The organism is Micromonospora sp. WMMD712 (assembly GCF_029581295.1).
Classification (GTDB): Bacteria; Actinomycetota; Actinomycetes; order Mycobacteriales; family Micromonosporaceae; genus Micromonospora; species Micromonospora carbonacea.
Window position 1 is genome coordinate 2,974,545 of sequence record NZ_CP120743.1, and the last position, 24,879, is coordinate 2,999,423.

General features: G+C 74.3%; 22 protein-coding genes, 1 tRNA gene and 3 pseudogenes. 10 read left to right on the top strand and 16 right to left on the bottom strand.

Going from position 1 to position 24,879, the window contains the following annotated elements; all coding sequences use genetic code 11:
- Positions 1-153 precede the first annotated feature (153 nt).
- The gene (locus tag O7633_RS12515) at positions 154-975 is read left to right on the top strand and encodes an SURF1 family protein (protein ID WP_282327944.1); all 822 of its coding nucleotides are present in this window, start codon (positions 154-156) and stop codon (positions 973-975) included.
- A gap of 317 nt (positions 976-1,292) precedes the next feature.
- Positions 1,293-2,081, top strand: a complete 789-nt coding sequence (locus O7633_RS12520; RefSeq protein ID WP_282327945.1) for a hypothetical protein — start codon at positions 1,293-1,295, stop codon at positions 2,079-2,081.
- A 58-nt stretch (positions 2,082-2,139) separates the two neighbouring features.
- Here O7633_RS12520 and O7633_RS12525 read toward each other — a convergent pair whose 3' ends face one another.
- The 4 genes and pseudogenes from O7633_RS12525 to O7633_RS12540 all read right to left on the bottom strand — a co-directional run.
- On the bottom strand, positions 2,140-3,777 hold the full coding sequence (locus O7633_RS12525) for an ATP-dependent DNA ligase (protein ID WP_282328543.1): 1,638 nt from the start codon (positions 3,775-3,777) through the stop codon (positions 2,140-2,142).
- Between the two features lie 335 nt (positions 3,778-4,112).
- Positions 4,113-4,319: a hypothetical protein gene (locus O7633_RS12530; protein ID WP_083302916.1), complete on the bottom strand. Its 207-nt coding sequence runs from the start codon at positions 4,317-4,319 to the stop codon at positions 4,113-4,115.
- A 113-nt stretch (positions 4,320-4,432) separates the two neighbouring features.
- On the bottom strand, positions 4,433-5,785 hold the full coding sequence (locus tag O7633_RS12535) for a dipeptidase (protein ID WP_282328544.1): 1,353 nt from the start codon (positions 5,783-5,785) through the stop codon (positions 4,433-4,435).
- A pseudogene (locus O7633_RS12540) lies at positions 5,778-6,642 on the bottom strand (hypothetical protein); the annotation flags it as partial. The gene O7633_RS12535 and the pseudogene O7633_RS12540, both read right to left, overlap by 8 nt.
- On the opposite strand from O7633_RS12540, the gene O7633_RS12545 reads away from it, so the two are divergent.
- Positions 6,577-6,978, top strand: a complete 402-nt coding sequence (locus O7633_RS12545; protein WP_221486935.1) for a rhodanese-like domain-containing protein — start codon at positions 6,577-6,579, stop codon at positions 6,976-6,978. The pseudogene O7633_RS12540 and the gene O7633_RS12545 sit on opposite strands and share 66 nt — an antisense overlap.
- 38 nt (positions 6,979-7,016) lie before the next feature.
- Here the strand turns inward: O7633_RS12545 and O7633_RS12550 are convergent, their stop codons facing one another.
- From O7633_RS12550 to ssb, 4 genes and pseudogenes are all read right to left on the bottom strand, one after another.
- Positions 7,017-8,078 (bottom strand): hypothetical protein, encoded by a 1,062-nt coding sequence (locus O7633_RS12550; protein ID WP_282327947.1) that lies wholly within the window; start codon positions 8,076-8,078, stop codon positions 7,017-7,019.
- A gap of 209 nt (positions 8,079-8,287) precedes the next feature.
- Positions 8,288-9,832, bottom strand: a complete 1,545-nt coding sequence (locus O7633_RS12555) for a cobyric acid synthase (protein WP_282327948.1) — start codon at positions 9,830-9,832, stop codon at positions 8,288-8,290.
- Positions 9,829-10,854, bottom strand: coding sequence for a cobalamin biosynthesis protein (locus tag O7633_RS12560; protein WP_282327949.1), 1,026 nt, complete (start codon positions 10,852-10,854; stop codon positions 9,829-9,831). The genes O7633_RS12555 and O7633_RS12560 overlap by 4 nt, the downstream gene beginning before the upstream one ends.
- An 875-nt stretch (positions 10,855-11,729) precedes the next feature.
- A pseudogene (ssb, locus tag O7633_RS12565) lies at positions 11,730-12,161 on the bottom strand (single-stranded DNA-binding protein); the annotation flags it as partial.
- A 338-nt stretch (positions 12,162-12,499) separates the two neighbouring features.
- Here ssb and O7633_RS12570 point away from each other — a divergent pair.
- From O7633_RS12570 to O7633_RS12585, 4 genes and pseudogenes are all read left to right on the top strand, one after another.
- Positions 12,500-12,850, top strand: a pseudogene (locus O7633_RS12570) (HPF/RaiA family ribosome-associated protein); the annotation flags it as partial.
- Positions 12,851-13,068: 218 nt separating this feature from the next.
- Positions 13,069-14,175: an alpha/beta hydrolase gene (locus O7633_RS12575; protein ID WP_282327950.1), complete on the top strand. Its 1,107-nt coding sequence runs from the start codon at positions 13,069-13,071 to the stop codon at positions 14,173-14,175.
- Between the two features lie 126 nt (positions 14,176-14,301).
- Positions 14,302-14,374, top strand: a tRNA-Arg gene (locus O7633_RS12580).
- A gap of 179 nt (positions 14,375-14,553) precedes the next feature.
- A complete protein-coding gene (locus O7633_RS12585) occupies positions 14,554-15,117 on the top strand; it encodes a dihydrofolate reductase family protein (protein ID WP_282327951.1) in 564 nt (187 codons plus the stop codon).
- A 130-nt stretch (positions 15,118-15,247) separates the two neighbouring features.
- On the opposite strand, the gene O7633_RS12590 is transcribed toward O7633_RS12585, so the two are convergent.
- The 4 genes from O7633_RS12590 to O7633_RS12605 all read right to left on the bottom strand — a co-directional run bounded on the left by O7633_RS12590 (position 15,248) and on the right by O7633_RS12605 (position 18,911).
- Complete coding sequence (locus O7633_RS12590; protein ID WP_278128901.1) at positions 15,248-16,093, bottom strand: ABC transporter ATP-binding protein; 846 nt, start codon at positions 16,091-16,093, stop codon at positions 15,248-15,250.
- A 115-nt stretch (positions 16,094-16,208) separates the two neighbouring features.
- Entirely contained in the window at positions 16,209-17,054 is an 846-nt protein-coding gene (locus tag O7633_RS12595; protein ID WP_282327952.1) for an ABC transporter permease, read from the bottom strand.
- Entirely contained in the window at positions 17,051-17,905 is an 855-nt protein-coding gene (locus O7633_RS12600; RefSeq protein WP_282327953.1) for an ABC transporter permease, read from the bottom strand. Before O7633_RS12600 ends, O7633_RS12595 begins: the two co-directional genes overlap by 4 nt.
- A 40-nt stretch (positions 17,906-17,945) precedes the next feature.
- A complete protein-coding gene (locus O7633_RS12605) occupies positions 17,946-18,911 on the bottom strand; it encodes an ABC transporter substrate-binding protein (protein WP_282327954.1) in 966 nt (321 codons plus the stop codon).
- A gap of 535 nt (positions 18,912-19,446) precedes the next feature.
- Here O7633_RS12605 and O7633_RS12610 point away from each other — a divergent pair.
- Entirely contained in the window at positions 19,447-19,575 is a 129-nt protein-coding gene (locus tag O7633_RS12610) for a hypothetical protein (RefSeq protein ID WP_278128908.1), read from the top strand.
- Positions 19,576-20,022: 447 nt separating this feature from the next.
- On the opposite strand, the gene O7633_RS12615 is transcribed toward O7633_RS12610, so the two are convergent.
- The 3 genes from O7633_RS12615 to O7633_RS12625 form a co-directional block, all read right to left on the bottom strand.
- Complete coding sequence (locus O7633_RS12615) at positions 20,023-20,814, bottom strand: inositol monophosphatase family protein (RefSeq protein ID WP_282327955.1); 792 nt, start codon at positions 20,812-20,814, stop codon at positions 20,023-20,025.
- Positions 20,815-21,053: 239 nt separating this feature from the next.
- A complete protein-coding gene (locus O7633_RS12620) occupies positions 21,054-21,314 on the bottom strand; it encodes a hypothetical protein (protein WP_282328545.1) in 261 nt (86 codons plus the stop codon).
- An 80-nt stretch (positions 21,315-21,394) separates the two neighbouring features.
- A complete protein-coding gene (locus tag O7633_RS12625) occupies positions 21,395-21,640 on the bottom strand; it encodes a hypothetical protein (RefSeq protein WP_282327956.1) in 246 nt (81 codons plus the stop codon).
- A gap of 335 nt (positions 21,641-21,975) precedes the next feature.
- Between O7633_RS12625 and O7633_RS12630 the strand changes: the two genes are divergently transcribed.
- Complete coding sequence (locus tag O7633_RS12630; protein ID WP_282327957.1) at positions 21,976-22,860, top strand: helix-turn-helix transcriptional regulator; 885 nt, start codon at positions 21,976-21,978, stop codon at positions 22,858-22,860.
- Complete coding sequence (locus O7633_RS12635) at positions 22,857-23,054, top strand: DUF397 domain-containing protein (RefSeq protein WP_282327958.1); 198 nt, start codon at positions 22,857-22,859, stop codon at positions 23,052-23,054. Before O7633_RS12630 ends, O7633_RS12635 begins: the two co-directional genes overlap by 4 nt.
- A 151-nt stretch (positions 23,055-23,205) precedes the next feature.
- Here the strand turns inward: O7633_RS12635 and O7633_RS12640 are convergent, their stop codons facing one another.
- Entirely contained in the window at positions 23,206-24,630 is a 1,425-nt protein-coding gene (locus O7633_RS12640) for a glycoside hydrolase (protein ID WP_282327959.1), read from the bottom strand.
- Positions 24,631-24,879 lie beyond the last annotated feature (249 nt).

Below are 24,879 nucleotides of genomic sequence, written 5' to 3' on the forward strand. Positions count from 1 at the left end.
CGCCGGGGTCGCGGCGTGCCGGAGGGGTCGCTTCGCGCCGCAGGGCCGCAGGCGTCGCGGGTGCCGGCGGCGGGGTCGGGCCGGTCGCGGCGTGCCGGCGACGGGGTCGGGCCGGTCGCCTGGTGGCTGCGGTCCTGCGGGTAGCCTCGACCCGTGTACCGGTTCCTCCTGACGCCACGCTGGCTGGGCATCCTCGCGCTGACCCTGGTCGCCGCGGCCGTGATGGTGCTGCTCGGCAACTGGCAGCTGGACCGCTACCGGGGCCGCACCGCGATCAACGAGCGGATCGACGCCGGCAGCCGGATGACCCCGGCGCCGCTGCGCGACGCCGTGCCGGCCCCCACCGGGGGCGGCGGCACGGCCGGCCCGGCCCCCGCCGACGAGGCCACCTGGTCGCGGGTCACCGTGACCGGCCGGTACGACACGGCCAACGTCGTCCTGGTCCGGGGCCGCACGGTCGACAACCGGGTCGGCTTCGAGGTCGTCACCCCGCTGCTCCTCGCCGACGGCACGGCCGTGCTCGTCGACCAGGGCTGGGTGCCGCCCGCCCCGGGCGGGGCCCTGGCGCAGCCGCAGCTCCCGCCGGTGCCGCAGGGCGAGGTGACCGTGGTGGGCCGGGTGCACCCGAGCGAGAGCGGCGCGGGGGCCGTCGACCGGCGCGACGGCCGGCTGGAGACCCGGCGGATCGCCGTCCCCCGGCTGGCCCGGGAGCTGCCGTACCCGGTCTACGGCGCATACGTGCTGCTCGACGAGCAGACGCCGGCCGCCGACCCGGTCTTCCAGGCGGTGCCGATCGGGCACACCAACAACTGGCAGAACTTCGGTTACGTCGTGCAGTGGTGGATCTTCGCCGTCATGACGCTCTTCGGCTACGGCTGGGTGGCGCGGCGGGAGGCCCGCCGGGCGGCCGGGCTGGACGGGCCGGGCAAGCCGCTCGACCGGGCCGCCGAGCCCTCCCCGAGCGCCCCCGCCTGACCGCAGCCGGGCCCTCCCCCGCTCCGGCTCGCTGCGGAAACCGGACACTCGACGGGTCGCCGGGGCACGGCGGGAAGTTGTAGTGTCCGCCGGGTGATCGAGAACCGTGGGGGGTCGCGGTGACCCCTGATCCCACGCCGCCGCCACACCCGCCGGAGCCGCCCTCCTCGGGCCCGCCCGCTCCGGGGCCGCCCGCCTCGGGGCCCGCCTTCCCGGAGCCGTCCGCCTTCCCGGCACCGCCGGCCTTCCCGGAGCCGCCCGCAGCGGGGCCGGCGTTTCCGGAGCCGCCCGCAGCGGGGCCCGCCTTCCCGGACCCGGTGACGGCGACGCATCCGTCGACCGACCCGTGGGCGGTCACGCCGCGCTCGACGACGTACTCGACCCCGCCTGCGGGGTTCCCGGCCACGGCCGACCCGTTCGCCCCGCCGCCGGCCACCGCGCCGTTCCCGGTGCCGCCGGCCGTCGCGCCGCACCCGGCACCGGCCGCCGGCCCGTTCTCCGCGCCGCCGGCTGCCGGACCGTACTCGGCCCCACCGGCCGCCGGGCCGTACTCCGCACCGCCGGCCGCCGGGCCGTACTCAGCTCCGCCCGTCACGGGACCGTACTCGGCCCCACCGGCCGCCGGACCGTACTCCGCACCGCCGGCCGCCGGACCGTACTCCGCACCGCCGGGAACCGGGGCGTTCTCCGCGCCGCCGGCCGGGCCGTACCCGCCGGCGCTGGCGGCGCCGCTCGGGGCCCCGCAGTACGGGGCGTCCTCCGGGGTGGCGGTGCAGATCGGCGAGATCACGGTCTCCCCGCCGGAGATCCGCACCCCGGCCGGCGTGCTGCCCCTGGCCGGGACGCAGTGGCACGTCGCCGACTACTGGCAGACGGAGCAGAAGGTCGCCACCTGGGCGATCGTCTGCGCCGTGCTCGGGTTCTTCTGCCTCACGATCTTCAGCCTGCTCTTCCTGCTGATCAAGGAGACCCGGCACTACGGCACCGTGCAGGTGACGGTCAGCAACGGCCCGCACCAGTATGTGGCCCGCATCCCCGTCACCGACCAGGGGCAGGTCATGCACATCAACAACCAGGTCAACTACGCCCGGTCGCTGTCCGCCTGACGGCCGGGTCGGGCCGGTGGCGGTGTCCGCAGCCCGGGACGCCGCCACCCGCCCGGCGTCACGCCGACAGGTGCCCGGCGTGGATGGCCCGGACCGCGTCGATGGTGTCCGCCTCGGCGGCGGTCTTGTCGGTGCGGTAGCGGACCACGCGGGCGAAGCGCAGCGCCATCCCGCCCGGGTAGCGGGAACTGGTCTGCACCCCGTCGAACGCGATCTCGACCACCTGCTCGGGCCGGACCCGCACCAGCCAGTCGCCGCGTTCCACGGCCAGGGCGAGGAACCGCTCGGTCTGCCAGCGCAGCACCTCGTCGGTGAGCCCCTTGAACGTCTTGCCGAGCATGACGAACTCGCCGGTCGCCGGGTCCCGCGCGCCGAGGTGCAGGTTGGACAGCCAGCCGCTGCGCCGGCCGCTGCCCCACTCGACCGCGATCACCACCAGGTCGAGGGTGTGCCGCGGCTTCACCTTCACCCAGGCCGCGCCGCGCCGGCCGGCATCGTAGGGCGCGTCGGGGTTCTTGACCACCACGCCCTCCTGCCCGGCGTCGAGCGCTGCGGCGAAGGCCGCCCCGGCCGCCCCGGTGTCGTCGACCGTCATCCGGCCGACCAGCAGCGTCGGGTCGACCGCGCCGGCCAGCGCCGTCCACCGCTCGTGGCCGGGCCGGTCGATCAGGTCGTCGCCGTCGAGGTGCAGCAGGTCGAAGAAGTACGGCGTCAGCACCGCCGCGCCCGTGCTCTCGGCGGCGGCGCGCACGGCCGGGGCGACCGGGGCGACGGCGTCACCGACGGGCGCCGACGCGGACGGGTCGCCGGGCGGGCCGCCCCCGGCGGCCGACGCGGCGCGGCGGGCGGCCCGGCTGGAGGTCTGCTGGAACGGCAGCGGCCGGCCCGTGGCGTCCAGCCCGATGGCCTCGCCGTCGAGCACCAGCTCCCGGGCGGGCAGCGCCCGCACGGCGGCGACCACCTCGGGCAGCCGGGCGGTGATCTCGTCCAGGCTGCGGGTGAAGACCGCGATGTCGGAGCCGGAGCGGTGCACCTGGATGCGGATGCCGTCGAGCTTCACGTCGACCACGGCGGGGACGCCGGTCGCGGCCAGCGCGTCGTCGACGGTGGGGGCGCTGGACGCCAGCATCGGGGCGAGCGGCCGGCCGACCCGGAGCCGGAACTCGGCCAGCGCCGCCGCGCCGCCGCCCAGGGCGGCCACCGCCACGGCCCGCAGGTCACCGGCGAGCAGCAGCGCCCGGCGCACGGCGGCCAGCGGCACATCGGCGGCGCGGGCGACCGCGTCGGCGAGCAGCCCGGCCTGGGCACCCTGGCGCAGCTCGCCGCTGAACAGGCCGCGCAGCATCCGCTGCTCGTCGGCGGTGGCGGCGGCGAAGAGGCCGTGCAGGAGCTGCCGGCGGCGGGCCTGCGAGCCGGGGCCGCCCACCGACGCGATGTCGTCGATCACGGCGTCGACGGCGCGGACGGTCAGGGTCGGCTCGGCGGCCGGCTGCGGCAGGTCGCGCAACCCGGCCCAGCCGACGCCGGTCTGCCGCTGTCGCAGCTCACCGGCGAGCCAGCCGGCGCCCGCCGGGATCTCGGCGGGGTCGAGCGACCGCAGCGCCGCCGCGAGCAGCTCCACCTTGGCCCGCCGGCCGGTGGTCGCGCCCACGGCGGCGGAGGTGGCCGCCAGGTCGAGGAACCGCACGCACCTCATCCTGCCAGCCACCCCCGACACCGCTGGGGATACGCGGAACGCCGCCGGAAGTTGCCGCTTCCGGAGCTGCCGCGCCACCCCGGCCCGGCATCCGTGCCGGATGCCTGGACCGCCCGGTCCCCGACGCCCCCCAGCGTGCGGGGACCGGTGTCTCGGTGGAGCCCGGTCCGCGCCGACCGCGCACGGACGGTCGAGCCGCGACCGCGCACGAATGGCGAGCCAACCGCGCACGGACGGTCGAGCCGCAACCGCGCACGGACGGTCGAGCCGACCGCGCACGGACAGCCAGCCGCGACCGCGAGGAGGGTCGGGCCGCGCCCCGGGCCGACGGCCGGTCAGGCCGCGACGGGCTCCTCGATGCGCAGGCCGCGGGCCCGCACCTCGTCGGCGACGCGGGAGAGCAGCGCGTCGAGCGTCACCAGGGCGGTGGAGAGGTCACCGAGCTGTTCCTTGAGCGTGTCCTCGGACCACGCGGAGACGTCCACGTCCCCCAGAGCGCCGACGGCGGCACCGAGCCGCGCCATCACCTCGTTCGTACTCATGTTCGAAAGGCTATACCAGGATGTCCCGCGACACGCCGAAAACACCCCGATGAACTGGGACGTTACGGTTCCGTCACCTGACTCCTTTCCGTGCCGGCGGCGTCGCCCGATGCTCACCGGCCCCGCTCCGCCGCTGCGGCCACCTTCGCCAGCAGCAGCGCCTCGGCCGCGCAGACCCGGGCGAACTCGCCGAGGTGCAGACTCTCGTTCGGGCCGTGCGCCCGGGCGTGCGGGTCCTCCACCCCGGTCACCAGGATCGCCGCCTGCGGGAACATCTCCTGAAACGTGGCGATGAACGGGATCGAGCCACCGATGCCGATGTCCACCGGGTCGGTGCCGTCCCAGGCCGTACGGAAGGCGTCGCGGGCCGCGTCGAACATCGGGCCGGACGCGTCGATGACGCACGGGGCGCCGTCGTGTTCCAGCGTCACCGTCACTCGGGCGCCCCACGGGGCGTGCTTCGTCAGGTGCTCGCGCACCGCCGCGTACGCCCGCTGCGGGTCGTCGCCCGGCGCGAGCCGCACGCTCAGCTTGGCCTTCGCCGCCGGGACCAGGGCGTTCGGGGCCTCGCCGGTGGCCGGGGCGTCGATGCCGAGCACGGCCAGCGCCGGCTTGGTCCAGATCCGGTCGGTGATCCGGCCGGTGCCGATGAGGGACACGCCGTCGACCAGCCCGGCCTCGGCCCGGAACCGGTCCTGCGGGTAGTCCACGGTCGCGCCCGCCCGGGCGGACAGCCCGGCGACCGCCACGTCCCCGGCGTCGTCGTGCAGCGTCGCCAGCAGCCGGACCAGCGTCGTCAGCGCGTCGGGCACCGCGCCGCCGAACATGCCGCTGTGCACGGCGTGGTCCAGGGTGCGGACCTCCACGAAGCAGTTGACGATGCCGCGCAGCGACGTGGTCAGCGCCGGCACGCCGACGTCCCAGTTGGCCGAGTCGGCGATCACGATCACGTCCGAGGCCAGCGCGTCGCGGTGCTCGGCGAGCAGCCGCTCCAGCGAGTCCGAGCCGTACTCCTCCTCGCCCTCGACGAAGATCACCACGCCGACGGGGAGCCGGTCGCCGAACGCGCGCAGCGCCGCGACGTGCGCCATGATCCCGGCCTTGTCGTCGGCCGCGCCCCGGCCGTAGAGGCGGCCGTCCCGCTCGACGGGCTCGAACGGGTCGGACTCCCACAGCGACAGGTCGCCCACGGGCTGCACGTCGTGGTGGGCGTAGAGCAGCACGGTCGGCGCGCCGGGCGGGGCGACCCGCGTCCCGATCACCGCCGGCTGCCCGCCGGACCGCACGACCTGCACGTCGAGGCCGCAGCCGCGCAGCAGCTCCGCCACCGCCTCGGCGGACCGCTCGACGTGCGAGTGGTCGAAGCCGTCGAAGGCGATGCCGGGAATGCGGACGAGTCGTTCCAGGTCGGCGCGGACGCCGGGCAGTTCGCGCGCGACGGCGGCCCGCACCTCGGCGTCGGACATGATCGGTGAGGTCATGACCGGCATCGTATGCCGGCCTTACCGACGCCGGCGGCGGACGTACTCGGTGCGGGGGTCGTGCGGCACCTCCGGCGCGCCGTCGACGACCAGGTCCACCGCGTCGGCCGTGCCGTCGGCGGCGAAGTGCGCGCGCTCGCCGACGTGCCAGCGGCGCAGCTCGGGCAGGATCCCCGGCCCGTCCCGGGCGACGGCCCGGGTCAGCCGCAGCCCGGCGGGCGCGGTGACCAGCACCGACAGGGTCAGCTCCGGCCGCACGGCCGCCCGCGCCGCCGACACCCCCTCGACGATCACGACGGGGGCGGGCGGGACGGGCAGCTCGCGGGGCAGGAAGCGGTGCCGCACCCAGCTGTACCGCCGGTAGGCCCCCGGCCGCCCGGCCCGCAGCGGGGCGAGCACCCACCGCTCCAGCCGGGGCCAGAAGGTGAGCTGGTCGGCCCAGCCGTCGAGCAGGTCGTCGGTGTGCACCACCGGTGGCCGCCCGCCGCCGGGCAGCGCCGCCAGGGCGTCCGCGAGGCGCGCCGCGAAGAGGCTCTTGCCCGCGCCGCTCGGCCCGTCGACCGCCACCAGTCGGGTACGCCCCAACCGCGCCGGCCCGGCCAGCACCCGCAGGCCCAGCCCGGCGTACGTCTCGACGACCGGCACCCCCACGGCCCCGACGCTAGCGGTCCGCCCCGGCGGGCACGTCGGCCGTACGTCGTCCGGTCGAACCGAGGCCGTTTCGTTGCGCGGAGTCCCCGGGCCGCAGGCATGATCGTGCCGTGCGCCACAACGTGATGAGCCCGGGCGTCGACGCCCTGCTGGAACAGGCCCGTTCGGGGGTCCGCCGGCTGACCCCGCACGAGACGGTCGAGGCGGTACGCCTCGGCGCGCTGCTCGTCGACACCCGCACCGACGTGCAGCGCCGGGAACAGGGCGACCTGCCCGGCGCGGTCGTCATCGACCGGACGGTGCTGGAGTGGCGGCTCGATCCGGCAAGCGAGTGGCGCATCCCCGAGGCCACCGGGTACGACCGGGAGATCGTCGTGGTGTGCCGGCAGGGCTACAGCTCCAGCCTGGCCGTGGCGAGCCTGCGGACGCTCGGCCTGCACCGCGCGACCGACCTGGTCGGCGGCGTCGAGGCGTGGCGGGAGGCGGGGCTGCCGATGTCCGACCGCCCCGCCGACATCCGCTACTGATCCCGGCGACGCCCCGGTAGCGGCTGGCCGGGCGGCGGTCAGGCCGGCTCGGCCACCCGGCCCAGCCAGTGCGCCGCCTCGGCCCCGGTGAGCGCCCCGTCGACCGTCAGGGCCGCCGCCATCAGCGGGAACCGCCGGATGTTGTTCCAGCTCCGCTGGTACGGCGGCGGGTCCAGGACCACGACGCGGACGCCCTCGAAGAGCGGGATGTCCGCCGGGGCGCCCTCGTTCCAGATCCACTTGCCGTGCCCGTCGACCAGGTTGAAGCTGCCCACGACGGTGCCACCGAACCGGTCCTCGGGCGCGTCGGTGGCCACCTCCACCCAGGCCGGGTCGACGGTCAACCCCTCGATCAGCCCCCGCTCGGCCGGGCCGGCGAGCGCCCCGGCCAGCAGGGTGTGCAGCTGGAAGTTGTCGGCCACCCCGTCGATGGTGACCCACCAGCCCCGGCCCGTGGCCCGGTGCAGCACCAGCAGCCGCTCGCCGTCGAGCACCCGCAGCAGCCCCAGGACGCACTCCAGGTCGGGCCGCTCGCCGGCCAGCCCCGCCCCCGCCTCCAGCAGCTCCTCCCGGTGCGGGAACGAGGCGCGCACCGCCGCGGACTGCTGCAACAGGGTGATCACGGGCATCGCCCAGGTGCCGGCCGCGTACCAGCCCTGCACCGCGTCGTGGGCGACTGCCTCGTCGTCGTACGCCTGGGTCAGGGCGGCCAGCGCCTCGTCCATCGTGGCAGGGTCGTCGGGGTCGGGCGGGGCGTCGTCGCCGCGTACCCGCTGCCAGCCGGAGCGGAAGCGGTGCGCGCCGGCCAGCGCGGCGGCGAGCCCGTCGGCCGCCGGGGCGACCAGCTCGTCGGGGCGGGCCCCCAGCTCGACCAGCGCGCCGCAGAGGACGGAGAACTGGCCGCCCGCGCCAGTGCCGAGCTGCGGCAGCAGCGCCACGCACCGGGGCAGCACCGCGTCCAGCTCCGCCACGGACGCCTGCTGCGCCGCCTGCCAGACCCGCGCCACGGCCCTGGTCATGGCGTCGCCGTCGCGCCCGCGCACGGCCGCCTCGACGTCGGCGACCCGGTCCGCCAGCTTCCCCCTGCGATTGAAGATCATCGGCGCAGCCTAGCGAGCGCGCCGGGCCCCGCACGGCCACGGCCGGGGTGGTGACGACCCGACATCCGGCTCGCGGTCGCCGACCTGCGCGTGTCCGGACATGTGCGACACGTCACTGCCGGCGCGCCACGGGAAGCCGGTTCGGCGCGGCGCTCCGGGCGGGACGGAGCCCGGATCAACGCGGCACTCCGGGCGGGACGGAGCCCGGATCAACGCGGCGCTCCGGGCGGGACGAACGGCAGCCCGGCCGGCGGGCCGGACTCGACCAGCCGCCACAGGGCCGTCGTGTCCAGATGTTCCTCGACCAGGTCGCCGAGCAGGTCCAGGGAACGCTCGCGGGCGGCGGCGAAGCTGGTGTCCGGGGCCACCCGGAATCCGGTACGGCCGGCGAGGCGGGCCGCCTCGGTGAGGAAGCGGCGGCGGAACGCGTCGGACTCGAAGGCCCCGTGCCAGTGGGTGCCGCACACCGCGCCGCGCACGGCCCCCTCGCCGGTGCCGTCGTCGTACGCCAGCAGGGGCGGCAGCCCCGGGCCGGCCGACGAGACGTGCCCGTGGTGGATCTCGTACCCCCGGACGGGGACGCCCGGGTCGGCGGCGGCGGTGCCGGCGGCCTGCCGGACGGTCTTGCGCGCGGCGAAGGTGACCTCGACGGGCAGCAGGCCCAGCCCCGCGACGCTGCCCGCCCGGCTCTCCACCTCGTCGTGCACGGCCCGGCCGAGCATCTGGAAGCCGCCGCAGATGCCCAGCAGCGGCTTCCCGGCCGCCGCGTGCGCCGCCACGGCGTCGGCCAGCCCGGTCTCGCGCAGCCAGGCCAGGTCGGCCACGGTGGACTTCGAGCCGGGCAGCACGACCAGGTCGGCGGCGGCCAGCTCGGCCGGCTCCACGGTCAGCCGGACCCGGACGCCGGGCTCGGTGGCCAGCGCCTCCACGTCCGTGGCGTTGCTGATCCGGGGCAGCCGGACGACCGCCACGTCCAGCCACTCCGTGCCGTGCGGGGCCGCCGGCCGACCGAGCACCCGGCCGTACGCGAGCGAGTCCTCCGCGTCCAGCCACAGGTCGAGGTGCCAGGGCAGCACCCCGTACGTGGGGCGGCCGGTGACCCGGGCCAGCATGTCCAGCCCCGGCCGCAGCAGCCCGAGGTCGCCCCGGAACTTGTTGATCACGAAGCCGGCGACCAGCGCCTGGTCGGCCGGGTCGAGCAGGGCGACCGTGCCGAACATGGAGGCGAACACCCCGCCCCGGTCGATGTCGCCCACCACGATCGTGGGCAGCCCGGCGTGCCGGGCCAGCCCCATGTTCACGTAGTCCCCGGCCCGCAGGTTGATCTCCGCCGGGCTGCCGGCCCCCTCGCAGACCACCACCTCGTACGCCTCCCGCAGCTCGGCCAGCGCGGCGAACGCCGCCTCGGCGAGCCGGGGCCGCAGGGCGTGGTAGTTGCCGGCGGTGACCGTGTCGACGGCCTCGCCGAGCAGCACCACCTGGCTGGACCGGTCACTGCCCGGCTTGAGCAGCACCGGGTTGAACCGCAGGTCGGGGGCGACGCCGCAGGCCGCCGCCTGCATCGCCTGGGCCCGGCCGATCTCACCGCCCCGCCCGTCCGGGCCGACCACCACGGCCGAGTTGTTCGACATGTTCTGCGCCTTGAACGGGGCGACCTTCACCCCGCGCCGGTGCAGCCAGCGGCAGATCCCGGCGGTGAGCACGCTCTTGCCCGCGTCGGAGGTGGTGCCGGCGACCAGCAGCCCCCCGCTCACCGCACGTCCCCGCCCCACCGGCCCACCGTCGCCGCCGCGGTCCTCCTCAGCACGCTCCCCGCCGCCGCGCCGGCCAGCCGGCCGACCGTCACCGGATAGGCGGCGGCCAGCCCGAGCGCGGCCAAGCCCACCGCCCCGGAGATCCGCGCCGCGCGCTTCAGGTGCCGCGCCTCCGGGCGCGGCCCGTCGCCGAGGTACGGCCGCACCTCCGACCGCCCGAAGTAGACGTTGCGGCCGCCCAGCCGCACGCCGAGCGCGCCCGCCATCGCCGCCTCGCACTGCCCGGCGTTCGGGCTGGGATGGTCGTCGCGGTCGCGCAGCCACACCCGCCAGGCCCGTCCCCGGTCGCCGTGCGCCGTCGGGGCCACGGCGACGGTGAGCAGGCCGGTCAGCCGGGACGGCACGAGGTTGAGCAGGTCGTCGAGGCGGGCGGACGCGGTGCCGAAGCGGGCGTACCGGGGCGAGCGGTGACCGACCATCGCGTCGAGCGTGTTCGCCGCCCGGTAGCCGAGCAGGCCGGGCAGCCCGGCGACCGCCCCCCACAGCAGCGGGGCGACGACCGCGTCGGAGGTGTTCTCGGCGACGGACTCGACGGTGGCGCGCGCCAGCTCGGGCTCGTCCAGCGCCGACGGGTCCCGCCCGCACAGGTGCCCCAACCGGCGGCGGGCCGCCGGCACGTCCCCGCCACGCAGCGCCCGCCCCATCACCGTCGCCTCGTGACGCAGGGTGCGCCCACCGAGCACCGTCCACGTCGCGGCGGCCGTCAGCACGGCCCGACCGAGGGGCCGGTGCCGGGTGCCCACCGTCGCCGCCACTCCCACCAGCACCGGCACGCCCACGGCGAGCGCCGTGAATGCCGCACCGGCTGCCCGGTCCGGCCGGTAGACGCGCCGCTCCAGCGCCCCGGCCGCCCGGCCGAACCCGGCCACGGGATGCCAGCGTCGTGGGTCGCCGAGGAGGGAGTCCAGCGCGTACCCCGCCACCAGCCCTGCCGCGTTCGCCACGGCGATCGACTGCCGCACCTGCCACCACCTCCGGCCGGCAGCCTAGCCGCCGCTCCCCAGCAGGGCGGCCTCATGCCGGCCGGGGCTCACTAGGCAAGATCATGTCGGGGAGATGGGGGTATCCCGACGCCGGGACACCCCCATCTCCCCGACATGATCGCTTCTCCCGTCGGGGCCCGCCCCGTGCCGGGCCCCGACGGGGGTCCGCCGTCGGGGCGTCAGGCCGGCACGCCGGCCCGACCCCGCCGACCACGCCGGGTCGGCGTCACCCCGTCGAGCTCCCCGGTGGGCTTTCCGGCGGGCGGCGCGGAGCCGTCGGGTCCGACCCCGGCGGACAACCCGTCGCGTCCGGCGGACGACTCGCTGTGCCCGGCGGACGACTGGTCCAGCCCGGCGGACGACTCGTCGCGCCCGGCGGGCGGGACCAGGGCGCCACCGGACGGGGGCGGGCCGCCATCCGCCGCGCCCGCCTCGGCCGGCTCCCCGTCGTCACCGAACCCGGAGCCCCCGCCGGTGCCGGCACCGAACCCGGAGCCGGCGTCGAGGCCGGAGCCCTGCCCACGCCCGCCGTCGTCGCCGAGCCCGTCGTGGCCGGAGTCGTCGTTCCCGAAGTCGTCCTCGTCGGAGTCGCCCTCGGAGTCGTCGTCCAGGTCGTCCCGCTCGTCGAGGTCGTCCAGGCCACGCGGGGCGTCGCCCAGCCGGTGCACCGCCCCCAGCCCGTGCGCAGTACCCAGCCCTTGCGCAGCCGCCGGGCCGTGGGCGGCGTCCACGACGCGCGGGTCGAAGGAGACGTGGGCCGGAACGAAGTCGTCCGGCTCGAAGTCCTCGTCGAAGGGGCGGCCCTCCGGCCCGCTGAGGGGCGGCCCGCTGGGGGCCTGCTCACGCGGGACCCGCTCGGTCGGCTCGCCGTGCACCCGGCTCTCCGCCTCGGCGTCCTCGACCGTGCTGGTGGCCACGTTCGGTCGGTTGCGCAGGAACCGGGCCCGCCCCCGGGACAGGTCGTGGCCGACGGCGACCGCCTCCAGCTCGTACACCGTGCGGTGGTTGCCCGCGTCGTCGGTCCAGTCACGGGTGTAGAGCCGGCCGACGACCACCACCGGGTCGCCGACCATCACGGAGGCCGCCACCCCCTCGGCCAGCTTCCGCCAGCAGTTGACGCGGACGCGGAGGCTGTTGCCGTCGACCCACCGGCCGCTGCCCCGGTCGAGCCGGCGGGCCGTGGAGGCCACCTTGAAGTTGGCCACGAGCGTGCCGCTCTGGGTGGTACGCCGCCACTCCGGCGCCGTCAGAATGTTGCCGACGATCGTTACGTGGGTGTCGAACATCGTCCCTCCAGGGAAGAGATCGGGGTTGCCGTGGTGAGTCGACCCGCCGCCGACACTGGCCGCTCCGGCCCGCCCGCCGCCACCGTGAGGCCGCCACCTGTGGACAGGCCGGCGGCCTGTGGACAAAGACCTGATCAAGCCCGGATGTGCTAGACCCCGGCCGGGATGCCGCCCGGGCGCCCCCGTCGGAGGCGTTTCCGGACGGCCCGTGACGGGGTACAGATTCGATCAAGCGAGCACCACCGACGGCACGCCGTCCGATGAGAAAGGCCACGGGACATGACTTCCTGCCGACCCCGTACGACCGGTTTCGTCCGCACGGACGGCGAGGCGCTGCGATGAGCGCCGTGGCGAACCCCGCGACCGTGGCCGAGTGCCTGCGCGTCGGGGCCGGGTTCTCCCAGGGCGACCGGAACTGGATCGCCGAGCAGTTCGCCACCCTCGACGCCCGGCTCGCCGGCTTCCACGCCGACGCCACCGAGCTGGAGGTGTCGGTGAAGGACCGGGAGGCCCGGGGGCAGAAGGTCACCCTGGAGTGCTGGATCGCCGGCCGGCAGAAGATCGTCACCACCTCCGCCGAGGAGGACCTGCACGCCGCGCTCAACGACGTCCGCGACGACCTGCGCCGCCGGCTCAACGACGCCAAGACCCGGCAGGAGCCGCGCAACAACAAGCGGCTGCGCGACACCGGCCAGCCTGAGGCGGCCCTGCCCGACACGGAGCTGCCCGAGCTGCCCAACACGCAGCAGGACGGCACGGAGTTGGACGGCACCAGCGGCGACGCGCACCGGGTCGACGCCGAGACCGCCTGAGCCGACCCCCGTCGGGGAGGTGTGTCCGCCACGGCGGTCCGCCATCTCCCCGGCGGGGCTACCGTCGGGTAGGTTGCGGGCGTACCGTCGCGGTCGTGGAACCGGATGTGCTGGGGCCGCCGTACGAGCGGCAGACGATCGACCTGGGCACCGACGACGAGGGCCCGGTCGTCGCGACCCTGGTCCGCCGCCGGGCCGACCGGCCGACCCGCCGCGCGGTGCTCTACGTGCACGGCTACGTCGACTACTTCTTCCAGACCCACGTGGCCGACTTCTTCGCCGAGCGGGGCTGGGACTTCTACGCCCTCGACCTGCGAAAGTACGGCCGCAGCCTGCTCGCGCACCAGACCCCGAACTTCTGCCGCGACCTCGGCGACTACTTCCCCGAGCTGGACGCCGCCGCGAAGATCGTCCGCACCGACGACGGCCACGACACGCTGCTGGTCATGGGTCACTCGACCGGCGGCCTCGTCATCTCCCTCTGGGCGCACGCCCGACGCGACGCCGGCATCGTCGACGGGCTGGTGCTCAACAGCCCCTTCTTCGACATCAACGCCCCGTGGGTGGTCCGCAGACCCCTCGCGGCCGCCGTCTCGCGCCTGGGCCGCAGCGCGCCGCGCCGCCGCCTCCCCTTCGGCCTCGGCACCGTGTACGGCGAGAGCCTGCACGCCGACCATCGCGGCGAGTGGACGTACGACCTGGCGTGGAAGCCGCTCGCCGGGTTCCCGGTCCGGGCCGGCTGGCTGAACGCCGTGCGCGCCGGTCAGCGGCAGCTCCGCGCCGGCCTCGACATCCCGGTGCCGGTGCTGCTGGCCTGCTCGACCCGCACCTTCCGGGGCACGAAGTGGCACGACTCGGCGGCCCTCGCCGACGCCGTCCTGGACGTGGAGCACATGGTCCGCTGGGCCCCCCGCCTCGGCCGGCACGTGACCCTGGCCCGCTTCGACGGCGGCATGCACGACCTGACCCTCTCCGGCCCCGCCGTCCGGGAGAAGGTCTTCGTCGAGGTGGGCCGGTGGGCGGAGGCGTTCCTCGCCGCCGGCCCGACGCCCGAGCAGCCTGCCGACCAGCCGACGCCCACCGTGCCGGGCGACGATTCGACGCCTGGGGAGCAGGGCGGCGTGCCGTCGGCCCAGGTGCCGACGGGCCGGTCGTCGGTGGAGGCGACCACGCAGAGCACGGGGGCCGCCGCAGCGGGCTGACCGGGCGAAACAGGGGTGCCCGGCGACGCCGGGCCGTGCGACGCTGAACGCGCGTCGACGGGCCGCCCCGTCGCGCCGGGCACCCTCGGCGCGGCGGTACCCTCTTGGCGCGAGACCCACCAGCGCGCGCCCGTAGCTCAGCGGATAGAGCAGGGGACTTCTAATCCCAAGGCCGCAGGTTCGAATCCTGCCGGGCGCACCTCCACCACCACAGGCCACCGGCCCGGTGCCCATGATCAGGACAGCCGGGCCGACACCGCCATCCGGTGCCCGCCGCCTCTCCCGCCGGTGAGCCAGCCTTCGGTGTGGCCTGACCGATGATTCTCCCGCGCCGTGCTGGTCTGTATGCCGAGTACCGACCCACGGAAGGCTGGCACGATGCGGAAACTGACCTTCGGCATGAACCTGAGCCTGGACGGCTACATCGCCGCGCCCGGCGACGACCTCGGCTGGAGCGTGCCGAGCGACGAGCTGTTCCAGTGGTGGTCCGACCGGGTGGGGGCGACGGGCACGGGGCTGTACGGGCGCAGGCTGTGGGAGACGATGAGTTCCCACTGGCCGACCGCCGACCAGCGGCCGGGTGCCACCCCGGCGGAGGTCGAGTTCGCCCGCCGCTGGCGGGACATGCCGAAGGTGGTGTTCTCCTCGACGATCAGCACGGTCGACTGGAACGCGCGCCTGTTCACCGGCGACGCGGTCACCGAGATCGCGCGGCTCAGGGCCGAGGACGGCGGTTCCCTGGACATCTCCAGCCCCACCCTCGCCGCCGGGGCCATGCGCGCCGGGCTGATCGACGAGTACACGCTCGTCACCCACCCGGTCCTGCTGGGCGGCGGCAAGCCGTTCTTCACCGCCCTCGACAACTGGGTGAACCTGACCCTGGTGGAGACCCGGACCTTCCCCGACGGCGTGCTCCTGACCAGGTACGAGACCAGACGCTGAGCAGGGCCACAGGGCCACAGGTCCTGCCGGGCACGCCGGCACCAGCGGGCGGGGCGCGACGCCGACGTGCCCGGTCACGCGCCCGGCGACGGTTGCCGGGCGGCGCGACCGGGCCTCGGCCCACGACGGGTCAGTGCGGGTCGCCGGACAGGGAGGTGCGCCGTTGTGACGCCATGACCAGGGAGTAGACGTTCTCGCGGAGTTCGCCGAAGAGCGCCGTCTGCTTGGTCGCGATCTGGTCGCGGGGCCGTTCCAGCTCGACCGGCAGGTCCTCGACGACGACGGACGGCCCCTGCGACAGCACGACCACCCGGTCGGACAGGTAGACGGCCTCGTCGATGTCGTGGGTCACGAACAGCACCGTCGTGCCGGTCTCCGCCCAGACCTTGAGCAGCAGGTCCTCCAGGCTGGCCCGGGTCTGGGCGTCCACCGAGGCGAAGGGCTCGTCCATGATCAGCATTTCCGGCCGTACGGCGAGACCCCGCGCGATGGCGACGCGCTGCTGCATGCCGCCGGAGAGCTGCCACGGGTGCAGCGCCGCGGCGTGGGCCAGGCCCACCATCTCCAGTGACTCCCGTACGCGGTCGCGGATCTCGGTGCGGGGCAGCCCGCGGTCCCGCAGGGGCAGGGCGACGTTCTTCTCGACGGTGAGCCAGGGGAACAGCGACCGGCTGTAGTCCTGGAAGACGACCGCGACGCCGTCCCGCGGGCCCGACATGCGGTCCCCCCGGAACATGACGCTCCCGGTGGTGATGGGCAGGAGCCCGGCGATGCACATCATGAGGGTCGTCTTGCCGCAGCCGGAGGGGCCGACGACCGACACGAACTGGCCGGCGTGGACGGCGAAGTCGATGCTGCGGACGGCCAGGACGTCGCCCTTGCGCGAGGGGTACGACTTGCCGAGTTCCTGCACGGCCAACACGGGCGTGTCGGTGCCGGGGCCCGGTTGGTGCGGTTGGATCGTCACGGACTTCATCCGGGACTCCTCTACGTGGTGTCGTCGTTGTCGTCGGCGGCTCGGGAATGTGGCGGCAGGGAATCGGCGGTGCGGAGAGCGGTTGGCGGCAGGGAACTGGGGGGCGCGGCCCCCGCTAGTGGCTCTCCGCGCCCTCCGGCCGCACGTTGCGGTGCCACCTGAGCAGCACCCTTTCGACCACGGCGAAGATGGCGTTGAAGAGGATGCCCAGCAGCGCCAGCAGCACGATGGCCGCCCACAGTTCCGGGAACCGGAACAGCCGCTGCTGGCTCACGATGTAGAAGCCGAGGCCCGCCGTGGCGGCGTAGAGCTCGGAGATCACCATGAGCACCAGGGCGATCCCGATGCTGATCCGCATTCCCGCGAAGATCGCGGGGCTGGCACCGGGCAGCAGGACCTGGAGGAAGTAACGGCGTCGGGTCAGCCGCATGCTCTTGGCGGCGGTGACCACCGTGCGGTCGAGTCCGCGTACCCCGTCGTAGGTGTTGATGAGGATCGGCCACAGGCAGCCCAGCGCGATGAGGAAGACGTTCATCCCGCTGGTGATGCCGAAGATCACGATGGCGATGGGCAGGAGCGCGGTCACCGGCACGGACATGCCCAGCCGGATCAACGGGTTGAAGAACGCTCCGGCGGGTCGCCACACCCCGATCAGGATGCCGGCGCTGATGCCGATCGCCGCCGCCGCGCCGTAGCCGAGGCCGAGTCGGGCGAGGCTGGGCAGGACGTCGGCCCGGAACTGGTCGCTGAGGAAGAGCGACGACGGCGAGCCGGAGAGCCAGGTGTCGACGAACGCGACGAAGATCTGCGACACCGGCGGGACGAACAGGGACCCGGCCAGCCGGGCGGCGACCTCCCACACCACCAGCAGTGCCGCGAGCAGCCACAGCGACTGCACGCCGCGTCCCATCGCCTGCGCCGTGGCGGCCACGCTCGACCGCTTCGCACCGTGTTCGCTCATCGTCCGCTCTCCCGTTGGGCCTGGCCCCAGGGGACCACCAGGCGTTCGACCAGGTTGAAGCCGTAGTAGAGGGCCATTCCGAGCAGCCCCACGAGGAGGATCCCCGCGTAGACGAAGTCGGGTCGTTGCGCCTGCTGGTACGTGGTGATCACCGTGCCCACCCCGCTGGTGGCGCCGAGCAGCTCGGCGGAGAGCACCACGATGAGCGCCGTCGAGCTGGCCACCCGCAGGCCGGTGGCGATGGACGGGGCCGCCGAGGGCAGCACGACCCTGGTCAGCAGCCGCGTCCTGCCCCAGCCCATGCTCCGGCCGGTGGCCAGCATGAGCGGTTCGGTGTCGCGCACGCCGTACATGGCGTTGAGCAGGATCGGCCAGAAGATCGCGTAGATCGCCAGCGACACCTTCATCTGGGTGCCGAGGCCGAACAGCAGGATGGCGATCGGCAGGAACGCCGAGGAGGGGATCGACCGGCCGGCGTGCACGACCGAGGACGACGGCCGGTAGAACGCGGAGAAGTAGCCGAGGGTCAGGCCCAGCGGAATGCCGACGGCGCTGGCGACGAGCATGGCGAGCAGCCAGGCCCACAGGGTCTGCGCCACCTCGGTCAGGAACGTCGCGTCGACGAGGAGCTCGCCGGCCCGTTGCATGGTGGCCGCCGGGTACGGCAGGGAGTCCGCCGAGACCGCCCCCGTGCGTACCACGAGTTCCCACACCACGAACATCGTGGCGATGCCCGCCAGCCCGTACGCCCAGTCGGGCGTCGGGCCCCTCCGGCGTGCCGTGGCGGGCACGCCGGAGGGCGACGGGGCGGGAACGTCAAACTCGACCGAGTGACTCGACACCCCTGTCACGTCCTCTCCCTTGACGGTCGGTCGGTCGCCGGCAGACGGTTCAGGACCGGGCGAAGTCGGTGACGAAAGGCTCAAGATCGGGCTTCTTCTGCATCATCTTGAGGTCGACCATCTGCTGCGCCATCCGGTCCAGCGCGCCGAGGTCGACGGCGGCCTCGATGGCGTTCTGCGGCTGGGCGGCGAGGGTCTCCGCCGGCACCTTCTGGCACTCGGAGAGCAGCCGGAACGACTCGTCCTTGTTGGCCGGGTCGTTGAGCTGCTGGGCGGTTTCGGTCATCGCCTCGTGGAAGCGCTTCGCCGCGTCGCCCTTGGCCACGAAGTTCTTCGCGGCGACGTAGGTCGCGATGTAGACCTTGTCGCTGCTGGCGAAGGGGTCCGCCAGGCTGCGTACGCCGTCGTTGTTGTTGCCGAGCAGCGAGTAGCCGAGCTGGGCGGCGTCGACCCGCCCGCTGAGCACGGCGGGAATCTGCTCGGCGAAGGGCAGCGCCACGAAGCTCACGCTGTCCGGCTCGACCCCGTTGGCCTTCAGCCAGCTCGCGGTGACGATCTGGTTGATGCCGTTGATCTCGTTGACCGCGATCTTCTTGCCGGCGAGGTCGGCGGGCGACGTGATCGGGGAGTCCTTGCCGACGAAGACGCCCTGCGCGGGCTTGGCCGGCGGCAGCGCGTTGACGTTGGCGCCGGACACCATCTGGATGGGGAAGCCGGTGTTGTAGGCGTTGATCGCGGTGTAGCCGTTGACGTAGCCGAAGTCGGCCGCCCCGGAGAGCACCGCGGCGACGGCGGCCGAGCCGCCCCCGGACCGGACCAGCTCGACGTCGAGGCGGTGCTTCGCGTAGACGCCCTTCGAGATCGCCCAGGTGTTCCAGATTTCGCAGCCGAACGTCGTGACGGAGACCTTCGTCGTGGCGTCCGCGGAGTCGCCGGCGTCGTCGCCCCCGCCGCAGGCGCTCACGAGAAGCATGGCGGTGACGGCCGCGGCCGCACCGATACGTCGGGAAATCATCTTGTCGCTCCTATGTGCTCGCAGGTGACCCGGTGTTCCCACCACTGCTGGCAATGGCGGTTCTTGGTGGCGGGTAGGCGCTTGCGCGATCTGGGCTCCACCGCTGCGAACCCGCCCGCCTGGCGTGTGGAATCGCCCTGCGGTCTCGGTACGACGGGTCTTGCCCTGGCATGGAAGGGGGTGGGTGACCGCGTGCCCGCTTCGGCTGGAGCCGGCCCGACGCCGCAGGGGCCCCGGTGGATTCACGGCATGGCCGAGCAGGTTGGTCGCCGGTCGGTTCAGGCTCGGGCTGCACCCCAGCAGCACCCTGACGCCTCGCCGACTTGGAGCGAACGTACGCGGCACCCGAAACCCTGTCAAGATGCGGAATGGGATCTCGCATCGCGCGAAGGATCGAATCGGCGGGGCCGGCCGCCCCGCCTACCGACAGGCGGGTTGAGCAGGCGTAACGATCCGCCTTCACCGGTTGACGGGGCAGACGGCGGCGGCTAGCTTCTCCAACAGACAGCGCCGGCCCGTCGACCCGGGAGTGGACATGAGCTTGGAGACGCCCCCCGAGGCCGTTCCAGCCATCTCCCGCGCGCCGATCGGCCACTGGAAAGGGCCGGAGTTCCCCGCCATCCGCCCCGGCACCGGGGCCGGAAAGGCGCTCGTTCCGTTCTGATCGGGATCCCCGCGTCTCGTAGCACCCTGCCCACATTCAGGCGACGCCGTTCGCCCGGCCGCGTCCTGCTCATCCACGTGGTGAGCGGCCCGGTTCCCGGCAGTCGATGCTGCACGAGACGCGGCGGCAGGCGACCCTTCCGCACCCTCGGCACACCCCTCGCCCATCGTCGGCGAGCCGAGGGGCGGCGGGCGCGTTCCTGCCTCTCCGACCCGGTGGGCCCCGACGCGGGGAGCCGGGTCCGCCCCCGGGACCCCAGCCGGGCGGGCGGACCGGTTCCCACACCCCAGCGCGTACGGCGGCCAGCGCGACCGGGACCTCACCCGCGGTCGCCCCGGCCCGGGATCTCGGCACTGCCGCGACACGGTTCGCGTGCGCGCCGAGGACGATCAGGACCGTGGCGCAGGTGTTACGCCGGAGGTCGTGGGCCCGCCCAAGCCGGTGGGCTCACGTGCCGCTGCGGACGAGAGCCAGCAGGTCAGCGTGTGTCCGATCGTCGGCGGCCACGACGAGCCCGCCGACGCCGGTGTGCAGCGGTTGGCCGTCGATTCCGGTGACGACGCAACCGGCCGCCTGGCAGAGTGCGATCCCGGCGGCAAAGTGGACGCTGTCGCGCAGGTGGCCGTCCGTGACGTACGCGGCGCGGCGTCCGGCGGCGACCCAGGCCACGGCCAGGGTCGTGGACACCACGCGGGGGCGGAACTGCTCGATGAAGCCCTCGTCGGCCAGCATCCGGGCGGCCAGGAAGGTGTCCCTGTTCGGGAACGGCGGGTCGAGGTTGACGTCGACCAACCTGGACTCGGCCGACGGGACGAGCCGCTCGTCCCCGCCCCGGCTGCGCACGTACGCGGCGTCGCCGTCGGTCCAGAACACCTCCCCGGCGAACGGGTCCGCCGAGGCGGCCACGGCGGTGCGCGCCCCGGTCTGGAGCGCCACGTTGACCGAGACCAGCATGTTCCTCGCGGCGTAGTTCAGCGTGCCGCACAGCGGGTCGACCAGCCACACCCGGCCGTTCCCCTCCCGGCCCGCGCGTCCGCCCTCCTCACCGAGCACGACGTCGTCCGGACGCGCGGCACGCAGGACGTCGACGATGGCCGCCTCGGCCTCGACGTCGGCGGTGGTGGCGAAGTCGCCCCCACCCTTGTCGATGCGCCCCAGCGCCGATCCGTAGTGGGCCCGGACGACCGCAGCACCGGCCTGCGCCGCGCCGACGGCCAACGCCACATCGGTGATCGACATGGCTCAACCCTAGACAAGCAACTCCACCCCTCCCCTCACCCCTCCCCTCGCCCCTCCCCGCACTTTCCCTCCCGCCCTCCCCGCACCGATCTTGCACTTTCGGCCCCGCAGAAGGGCGCTTCACCCCTTTTGCCGGGGCCACAACTGCAAGATCGCCGCGCACGGGGGGCACGGGGGCGCACGGGGGGCACGGGGGCACGGGGGCGCGCACCGGTGAGGGGCGTGGGGGCGGCGCTCGGTCAGGCGTCGGCCGTCGCGCGTCGGCCCGGGGTCGGGCGGGGTGCAGGGGCGGGCCGCAGCACGCGCAGCCCGGCCGGGCGCACGAAGATCGACCTGCGGGCGACGGCGTCGCCCCTGCCGTCGAGTTGGTAGACGTCGAGCCACACCCACCCGTCGTAGGTGATCCAGTCGAGCACCCGGACGACCCGGCACCTGATCGGCTCGACGAACTGCACGCTGGCCGCCCGGGTCACCTGCACCAGGTCGCCCGGCTTCGGCACCGCCGCACCCCGCACCTCCACACCCCGCACCTCCGCGCCCCGCACCGCCGCGCCCGTGACCGAAGGCGGGCGACCGCCGGTCACGGCCCCTCCCCCGACCCGCGCCGAGCGCCCTTCCCGGACGGGCGTCGGCCACCCTGCCCCGCCCCGGGCCGACCGTCCTCCCCCGGCCAGTGCGCGCGGCCGATCGGGATGCGGTGGCGGGCCCGGCAGGGCAGCTCCGCGCCGCAGCGGCACACCCTGCGCCAGCGCTTCCAGCTCCACACCGGCCGGTGCCGGCGGGCGAGCGTCAGGGCGACGGCGACCACGTACTCCTCGTACGTCACGCGCGTCGGGCGTCCTTCCAGAGCGCACATCGGGCGTCCTTCCCGAGGGATGGCGCCGCCGAAGAACAGCGCCGCCGAAGAATTGCGCCGCCCCGCCCGCGCGTGACTCGCAACGAGCGGGACAGCGGGCCGGCAGGGGGGCGACGGGCTATTGCCGACGCCATTCTCGGCCCCGCGCCACCCTGCCGACATTCGACAGATTGCAACCCGCCCACCACCTTGCGCAACACAACCCATCCCCTCTAGCCTCGATTCAAATAAATCCCCGAGGAATGGAGGAAGGAAATGCGCGGGAATGGGAGCGGAATGTTGCACGAGGGGCGCGGTGATGTTGCATGACGGATGAAACAAGCGGGTCGACGGTGCCCCGGCGGCAGCTCGGCAGGCTGCTCACGCAGCTCCGCGAGGGTGCCTCGGTCTCGCTGGACGCCGCCGCCGAGGGGCTGGACTGCTCGCGGCAGAAGGTGTGGCGCATCGAGAAGGGCCTCGTCCCGGTGCGGGTGGTGGACGCCCGCGCCATGTGCGAGATCTACCGCGCGCCGGAGGACATGAAGGCGATCGTCACCGGCCTGGCGAAGGAGACCCGCGCCAAGGGCTGGTGGCACTCGTACGGCGAAATCGTCCCGCCGTGGTTCTCGCTCTACGTCGGGCTGGAAAGCACCGCCGCGCTCATGCGTCGATACGACTCGGAACTTATCCCGGGGCTGCTCCAGACCCGCGAATACGCCGCCGAACTCTTCCGCCGCAAGAATCCCACGATGACCGAGGCCGAGCGGGAGAAGCTCGTCGAGGTGCGGATGCACCGCCAGCACGTGCTGACCCGGCGGCTGCCCAGCGCGCCCACGCTGAAGGCGGTGCTCAGCGAGGCCGTGCTGCGCCGCACCATCCCCGACCGGCGGGCGATGGCCGGGCAACTGCGCCACCTGCTCGACATGGCCGCGCTGCCCAACGTGAGCCTGCGCGTCCTCCCGCTGGCCGCCGGCCCGCCGCTGGCCAGCGAGACGGGCACCTTCGTGGTGCTCGACTTCCCGCAGGCGTTCGGCCGGGCCTCGACCGAGCCGACGACCGTCTACCTGGAGAACATCACCGGCGCGCTCTACCTCGACCGGCCGGCCGAGGTCGCCGCCTACGAGCACGTCTGGTCCGACCTGGAAATGCTCGCCTCGGATGAGGCAGAATCAGAGAAAATGATCAACATGATCATCGAGGAGCGCGCATGACTGACCTTGCCGGTGCCGTCTGGCGCAAGAGCACCCGCAGCGGCGGGAGCGGCGGCGACTGCGTCGAGGTGGCCGCCAACCTGCCGGGCGTCGTGGGCGTACGCGACAGCAAGGACCCGGCCGGGCCGGCGCTGCGCTTCGCCCCGACGGCCTGGACCGCCTTCGTCAACCAGGCGGGCCGCCCCCCGCGCTGACCGGGGCCGCGACCACAGCCGGCAGCGCCGACCGGGCCCGCGGCAGGGCCGGCACCGCGACGGGGCCGCGACCAGTGCCGACACCGCGACCGGGGCCGCCCACCGTGCCGGCGGGCGGCCCCGGGGCCACGCGGGGTGAAGACCGGCCGACTCAGCCCCGGCCACCGACCAGGGTGGTGAGCGAACGCGGCGGCAGCTCTACCGTCCGGTGCGCGCCGTGCCCCGAGACGAGCCCGTCGACCTTCTCCAGCTTGTGCGTCGAGTCGGTGAGGTAGGCGGTCGGCCTGCGCAGGTCGACGGTGGTCCGCACCGCCTCGGTCGAGGTGTTGATGACCTGCACCACCTCGGTGCCGTCGGCGTTGCGGTAGGCCGACACCGCCAGGCCCGCCGGCGCGCCGTCGACGCCGATCCGCACCGCCCCGGGCCGGATGAACCTGCTGTACGCGGCGAAGGCGTAGAGCCGGGAGGACACCCGGTAGCTGTCCGTGGCGTTGTCGACCTGCACGAGGGCCGCCGTCCCGCCCCGGGACGACCCCAGCCAGTAGACGAAGGCGCTGGCGTCGGCCTTGGCGAGGGTGTCGTGGATGCGCTGGGCGACCGCGATGCCGTCGGTGACCTTGCCGCTGTCCCACGCCTCGTTCCAGCCGTCGGAGGTGCTCGACGGGGCCCACTCCGTCATCCAGGTCGGCGCCGTCGTCGGCAGCGGGCGGTCCGACGGGCTGGCGTAGCCGTGCCCGGTGAACAGGTCCAGGTGGCGGCGGGCCTCCGGGTCCGCCTCGATCGCCTGCGCGTACGCGTCCGACTGCTGCCAGCCGAACGAGTCGCAGCAGACCAGCCCCACCCCGGCCTGCTCGGCGATGGGGCCGATGACCTTCACGAACTCGGCGGCCTGCGCCGGGGTGAACCGCATCGAGGCGTACGGGGCCGTCCAGTCGGGCTCGTTGGTGAACCCGATCTCGTCGATTCGGATGCCCTCCTGCCGGTAGAACGTGGCGTACTGCACGAGATAACGCGCGTACGCCTCCCGCCAGTCGCCGCTGGCGCAGGTCACGCCCGACAGGCCGCAGAGGCTGCCGCCGTTGGCGTCGGTGCCGTTGTTCTTCATGTATCCCGGCGCGCTCCACGCGTCGGCGTAGAACCGGTTGATCCCGCGCTTACGCGCCTCCTTGGCATACCACACCTGGCCGCCGTCCCAGCCGTCCCACTGGTAGTTCGGGGTGGCCGCCGGGCCACCCGGGTCGGTCGGCTGGATGGACAGCATGTTGTCGTACACGTCGGTGGCCGACGAGCCGATGCCGAGCCGCAGGATCGTCGGCGCGGCGCCCTTGCGCCGGTCGAGGAGCAGGTCGAGGACCTCCGCGCGCTTCGCCTCGGACAGGTCGTGGACCAGCGTGGAGCGCTGGAAGGCGATCGAGTAGCCAAAGCCGTCGATGCTCTGGTGCAGCTCGGCCCGGTCGAGGTCGAGGCTCAGTGGTGGACCGGGTCGGGAGCCGGCGTGAGCGGGTGTGCCGGCCAGGACGGTGATGGCTGCGACGGCGGTGGCGACAGCGCTGGCGACATTGCGGGACCGAAACACGAAGTTCTCCTTGACGTCGCGCGGGAGACACTCCGGGCATACTACAGACATTGACGCTCATCGTCGGATAGGAAAATCGTGACGAGGTGAATGCGATCGGGGCGGCCGAACCGCCGACGGCGCACGTTCCTCCGCCGCCGGGCCGGGCGGCGGTCGGGGGCGACGCCACCCGAGGGGCCCTCGACTTCACCCCGGGTGACTAACGCACCTGGAAGTACGTACTACCCGATGGAGAGTTACCGGGTAAAA

Bases quoted from the DNA above. Each gene is read 5' to 3' on its own strand.
- O7633_RS12615 (WP_282327955.1), bottom strand. From the start codon at position 20,814: ATGTCGATCACCGATGTGGCGTTGGCCGTCGGCGCGGCGCAGGCCGGT.
- O7633_RS12530 (WP_083302916.1), bottom strand. From the start codon at position 4,319: ATGAGTACGAACGAGGTGATGGCGCGGCTCGGTGCCGCCGTCGGCGCT.
- O7633_RS12605 (WP_282327954.1), bottom strand. From the start codon at position 18,911: ATGATTTCCCGACGTATCGGTGCGGCCGCGGCCGTCACCGCCATGCTT.
- O7633_RS12595 (WP_282327952.1), bottom strand. From the start codon at position 17,054: ATGAGCGAACACGGTGCGAAGCGGTCGAGCGTGGCCGCCACGGCGCAG.
- O7633_RS12525 (WP_282328543.1), bottom strand. From the start codon at position 3,777: ATGAGGTGCGTGCGGTTCCTCGACCTGGCGGCCACCTCCGCCGCCGTG.
- O7633_RS12630 (WP_282327957.1), top strand. From the start codon at position 21,976: ATGACGGATGAAACAAGCGGGTCGACGGTGCCCCGGCGGCAGCTCGGC.
- O7633_RS12550 (WP_282327947.1), bottom strand. From the start codon at position 8,078: ATGATCTTCAATCGCAGGGGGAAGCTGGCGGACCGGGTCGCCGACGTC.
- O7633_RS12545 (WP_221486935.1), top strand. From the start codon at position 6,577: ATGAGCCCGGGCGTCGACGCCCTGCTGGAACAGGCCCGTTCGGGGGTC.
- O7633_RS12635 (WP_282327958.1), top strand. From the start codon at position 22,857: ATGACTGACCTTGCCGGTGCCGTCTGGCGCAAGAGCACCCGCAGCGGC.
- O7633_RS12535 (WP_282328544.1), bottom strand. From the start codon at position 5,785: ATGTCCGACGCCGAGGTGCGGGCCGCCGTCGCGCGCGAACTGCCCGGC.
- O7633_RS12590 (WP_278128901.1), bottom strand. From the start codon at position 16,093: ATGAAGTCCGTGACGATCCAACCGCACCAACCGGGCCCCGGCACCGAC.
- O7633_RS12585 (WP_282327951.1), top strand. From the start codon at position 14,554: ATGCGGAAACTGACCTTCGGCATGAACCTGAGCCTGGACGGCTACATC.
- O7633_RS12610 (WP_278128908.1), top strand. From the start codon at position 19,447: ATGAGCTTGGAGACGCCCCCCGAGGCCGTTCCAGCCATCTCCCGCGCG.